This window comes from Vibrio sp. V42_P2S4T144 (assembly GCF_009904715.1).
Taxonomy (GTDB): domain Bacteria; phylum Pseudomonadota; class Gammaproteobacteria; order Enterobacterales; family Vibrionaceae; genus Vibrio; species Vibrio alginolyticus.
Map to the genome: position 1 here is coordinate 1 of NZ_WXWS01000580.1, position 4,863 is coordinate 4,863.

Consider the following 4,863-nt stretch of genomic DNA (forward strand, 5'->3'; position numbering starts at 1 on the left):
CTTGTGTAACAGTGCTCGATTTGAGAGTGAGAATAAGTATCATTGCATGCTCTTGTTGACAACAAAAAGATAAATACAATGATGAAAAGGACGTTTTCTTTCAATCTCATCGTACTTGCGATGAGCAGTGGATACGCAGTTAGCTCAATAGCAGCAGAAGATCTTCAACAAACATCGACTCCGAGCGATGAGCAATTGGTTGTTGTAGGCAGTGTGATGCCGAAATCGATCTCCGATATTCCAGGAACGGTTTGGTTTGTTGGCCAAGAAGAGATTGCTCAGCAATATCGTGCGGGCAAGACACTGGGTGATATTCTTTCTGCAACCATCCCTTCTTTAGACGTCGGCACCGGTGGTCGAACTAACTATGGTCAGAACCTTCGCGGTAGAGCAATGTTGGTAATGATTGATGGTGTCTCGTTACAGTCTTCTCGCCCGATTAGTCGTCAGTTAGATGCAATAGACCCATTCAACATCGAGCGAATTGAAGTACTATCTGGTGCAACCTCCATTTATGGTGCAGGCGCTACTGGTGGTGTTATTAACATTATCACCAAGAAAGCGTACTCGGATGACTTGTCGTTTGAATCCTACGTGAGTGGCACTACAGGCTTTAATAGCAGCGATGACTTTGATTACAAACTCGCTCAGTCTATCTCGGGTGGTAATGAGCGAATTACCGCTAGAGGTTCGGTTGTGTACACCGAGACACAAGGTGCATTTGACGCAAATGGCGACATTGTCACCCCAGACATTTCACAGGGCTCCTTGCAGTATAATTCAACGCTCGATGTTATGGGATCGACCGAGATTCAAATCTCCGATGCCAGCAAGTTAAACCTTGTCGCACAATACTATGACAGCCAGCAAGATTCGCCATACGGTTTGTACATTGTTAACAATAAATTTGTTGATGTACGAGAGGGGTTCGATTCCGACCGTGAACATGGTACAGAGCGAGTTCTCTTAAGTGCGAACTACGCTCACGACAGCGTATTCGGTCATCAACTGATAGGCGAGTTATCTTACCGTAGTGAAGACCAAACCTTTACTCCTTATTACCAAAGTGCCTCTCAACAAAAAACAGAAGTTTTTGCTGGGCGCTTAGCGTTAGCTAAAAGCTGGGAGTCATTCAAACTTGTTTATGGTGTCGATGCGTACTTAGACCGTTTTGAAAGTAACCAGGCTCTGTTCGATCCAACCATTGCGAACAGCTCTGGGAACTTAATTAATCGAACCTATGCCGAAGTGGGGCGTTACCCAGATGTTGATGTGGCGTCTTACGCAATATTTGTCCAAGGGGATTACCAAATCAATCAAGATTGGTCAGTACAAGCAGGCTACCGCTACCAATACATGGACAATAAGATTGATGATTTTGTTGCCTATAGTATACAAAAGAAGATCGCATCGGGTAATGGTGTATCAGCGGATGCGGTACCAGGTGGCAGCACTGACTACTCTGTGAGCTTATTTAATTTGGGCACTATTTATCAGCTTAACGATGAATCTCAGCTTTGGGCGAACTTCTCTCAAGGTTTCGAACTCGCTGATCCTGCAAAGTACTACGGCCAAGGTAGCTACGATGCCGCGGATGCAAATGGTCACTACGCGTTGAACAATAGCATTAATGTATCTGACTCAAAAATGTCGGGCATCAAAACGGACAGCTATGAAATTGGTTACCGATTAGATACGGATACTGTCGCACTGCAAGCGGCGGGTTACTACTCGGTGTCGGATAACTCAATCAAGTATGACAAGAAGACGCTCCTAATCACCAATGTTGATGACGAGCAACGTGTATACGGTGCCGAAGCAAACATTAACTACTGGGTAAACCGTGATATTTTGTTAGGTGCATCAGGTCACTATGTGGTTTCTGAGCTGAAAACCAACGGTAAGTGGGAAGATCTAAGTGCGGGTAAAGCAAGTACATCAAAAGCGAACGCGTGGGCGGCTTACTATCAGGATGGCTATTCACTACGTCTACAAAGCCAGACGATGTTTGATTACGAAGATGACGCAAACAACAAACTAGATGGATACACTACGTTTGATCTTCTTGGTAACGTAACACTACCTATCGGGCAGTTAGGTTTTGGTATTCAAAACCTATTTGACGAAGACTACACAACCGCTTGGGGACAACGTGCGCAGATTCTTTATGCAGCACACTACGATGCAGCAGCGTACGACTACAAAGGAAGAGGTCGCACATTCACACTGAACTACAGTGTTGAATACTAAAGCTAACTCGCTCCAAATATCAAAAAAGCCGCTTGAAGCGGCTTTTCTTTTAGGCTTGATCTGTCTGCGCTGTGTCTACAACGTTTTCCGTGTGTTCTGAAGCTTGGTTTTGTTCTTCAGCTTCCATTTTCGCGCGTTCAGCTTTGGAGATATAACGCGGCTTATTGCTCTTATGTAGCTTAGCGTTATGCTTCTTCTGCTTCGCTTTCAAGATCTGATTGATTTTCTTCTTGCGGTTCATGGTGGTGGTCCTTTAATTTAGCGAGGCAGGATAGTTACTTTTTTATCAAGTTACAACTAAATAAGCGCCGGTATCGGTCGCAAAATTCAAGTACGTTCCTATGTCCAATCATCTATCGCGTTTTAATGGAGCCCAAATGAAAACACTGTACACCGAACGTTTGATACTGCGTCTTGTGAGTGTAAATGATGCACCATTTATACTAGAACTTTATAACCACCCAGACTTCTACCGTTTTGTCGGAGACAAACAAATTCGTACCGAATATGAAGCGGCGCGTTACATAAAAGAAAACATGCTACGCATGCAAAAAATTAGAGGCGTGAGTTTACTCGTTGTAGAGAAGAAAGAAGATGGACAACCCATCGGGATTTGTGGGTTGGTTAAACGTGACACATTACAACACTATGATCTCGGATATGGATTTTTACCTTCCGCTTATGGCTTCGGCTACGGAACGGAGTCTGCAACCGCAGTGCTGGAATACGCTAGAGAGGAAATGAAACTCGATAATTTGGTTGCCATCACCAACAATGACAATATTCGTAGTATAAGTTTGCTCAAAAAACTGGGCTTTGAGTTTGAACGAGTTGAGCAGCAATATGATAATGGCCGCACGTTAGAACTTTACACAATGATGTTGTGATTTTTGGATAGCGCATGAGCGATATTTTACTTGGCAAACTCGCCACTGAATTTAAGACAGTAAAAGCCATGGTAGAGGTTTACTGTCATGACCATCATGGAACAAAACGTGACTTATGCTCAGAATGTCATGAGCTGCTTGAATACGCAGAAGTGCGCCTCGACCGCTGTCCTTATGGAGAGAATAAACCGACGTGTAATAAATGTCCGATTCACTGCTACAAACCAGAGCCGAAAGAACAAATGCGTTTGGTCATGCGTTACTCTGGCCCCAGAATGTTACTGAAACATCCCATCTTGGCGGTTCGTCATTTGCTTCATGAAAAGCGAATGGTACCGGAAAAGCCTGCAGCGAACGCGTCAAACCGTCACAAGCGTTTATCTAAACAAAAATGCGAAGAATAAAAAAACGAGGGCGACATGCCCTCGTTTTCGTTGAGTAGAAGCGGCGTGGTTAGAGGCCAGCGGCCATACGCTGCTTGGTTTTGCTCGCAGCAAGTAGCATGTATACGCCAGTCGCAACCAAAGCGGCAAACAAGTAGCCTAGCAAGCCGTGTTCTTGGCCCATAAATTTATCAGCGACAACAGGACCAGCAACAGAGCCGATGCTGTAGCTAAACAGCATGACTTGTGTCGCAGAGACAATAAAGCGTTCATCAAGTCCTTCGCAACCTAAGTTGATTGCAATTGGGTACAAGGCAAAAGTAGCTGCACCTAAAAAGAATAATGCAGCAGCCAATACCACGGCTGACGAGGAAATAAACGTCATACCGATCGAAAAAATACCCAAAATACAGAAAAACGCCATTAGCACTGTGCGGCTCATGTATTTGTTTAACGCGGTCACCATTGGTTGAACTAGCATGCCACCTAGAATCACTAGCGCCATCAATGTACCAATGTCTTGATGGCTAATTTTACGGTTAGTTAACTCAACTGGCATTAATCCGTAGATCGCGCCTAAGGTCAAACCTGAAACAACACAACCAATAATTGCTGCATGGTTTAGTTTGGCAATTTGCTTAAATGATAAAGCGGTTGATTCATGGCTGTTTGGCTGCTCACACTCAATGAACATTAGCACCAGCATCGCCATTAAGATCAACGTCGTGATCGCAATAAACGGAACGCCGCCACTTACGCCAAGCACGCCAATACCAAACTGGCCTAATGCTGAACCACCATAAAGCGATAGCATGTACAAGCTCAAACGTCTCGCACGCGATGCTTCGTCTCCAGACATTAGCCAAGATTCAACAATGACAAAAACACCAGCAACCGCGATACCCGCAATAAAGCGAGCGGCAAGCCACATCAATCCGTTAGCAAACACGGGTAGTGTGACGATAGTTAGCGAAAATACGGCCAAGCAACCAATAAACGCGTTACGGTGACCAACTTGACGTACGATACGTTCAATAAAAATAGCACCGGTTAATAAGCCGCCATAAAACACACTCGCCAACCAACTCGCGTAATCTGCTGAGATGTTGTATTCACCGAGCATGAGAGGGATCAAGCTCATTAAATAGCCCGAAGCCACCGCATAAAGAGACAGTGCGACGACTGGAACTGTAACTCGTGGTGATGCTGCAGGAACGACTGTGTTTTCCACTGTTTTGCGCCTATAAGTTAAATGAAATCTAAGGGTTATTCGGCGCGAATATGAGGCTAATAGTTAGGCAAGTAAAATGATAAATTTAAGTCGTTTCGATAAATAATATTTG

The 4,863-nt window shown here is 44.4% G+C and carries 5 protein-coding genes; 3 read left to right on the top strand and 2 right to left on the bottom strand.

Annotation, left to right across the window (positions count from 1 at the left end; translation table 11 throughout):
- Window positions 1–78 precede the first annotated feature (78 nt).
- Window positions 79–2,250, top strand: coding sequence for a TonB-dependent receptor (locus CAG68_RS19140; RefSeq protein ID WP_047101053.1), 2,172 nt, complete (start codon window positions 79–81; stop codon window positions 2,248–2,250).
- Window positions 2,251–2,299: 49 nt separating this feature from the next.
- Here the strand turns inward: CAG68_RS19140 and CAG68_RS19145 are convergent, their stop codons facing one another.
- On the bottom strand, window positions 2,300–2,491 hold the full coding sequence (locus CAG68_RS19145) for a DUF2986 domain-containing protein (protein ID WP_005376066.1): 192 nt from the start codon (window positions 2,489–2,491) through the stop codon (window positions 2,300–2,302).
- 136 nt (window positions 2,492–2,627) lie between these two features.
- Here CAG68_RS19145 and CAG68_RS19150 point away from each other — a divergent pair, with 136 nt between their 5' ends.
- Window positions 2,628–3,137, top strand: a complete 510-nt coding sequence (locus tag CAG68_RS19150) for a GNAT family N-acetyltransferase (RefSeq protein WP_047101056.1) — start codon at window positions 2,628–2,630, stop codon at window positions 3,135–3,137.
- A gap of 14 nt (window positions 3,138–3,151) precedes the next feature.
- A complete protein-coding gene (locus CAG68_RS19155; protein WP_025767744.1) occupies window positions 3,152–3,541 on the top strand; it encodes a nitrous oxide-stimulated promoter family protein in 390 nt (129 codons plus the stop codon).
- Window positions 3,542–3,590: 49 nt separating this feature from the next.
- Here the strand turns inward: CAG68_RS19155 and CAG68_RS19160 are convergent, their stop codons facing one another.
- The gene (locus tag CAG68_RS19160; RefSeq protein ID WP_017634647.1) at window positions 3,591–4,751 is read right to left on the bottom strand and encodes an MFS transporter; all 1,161 of its coding nucleotides are present in this window, start codon (window positions 4,749–4,751) and stop codon (window positions 3,591–3,593) included.
- Between the last annotated feature and the right edge of the window lie 112 nt (window positions 4,752–4,863).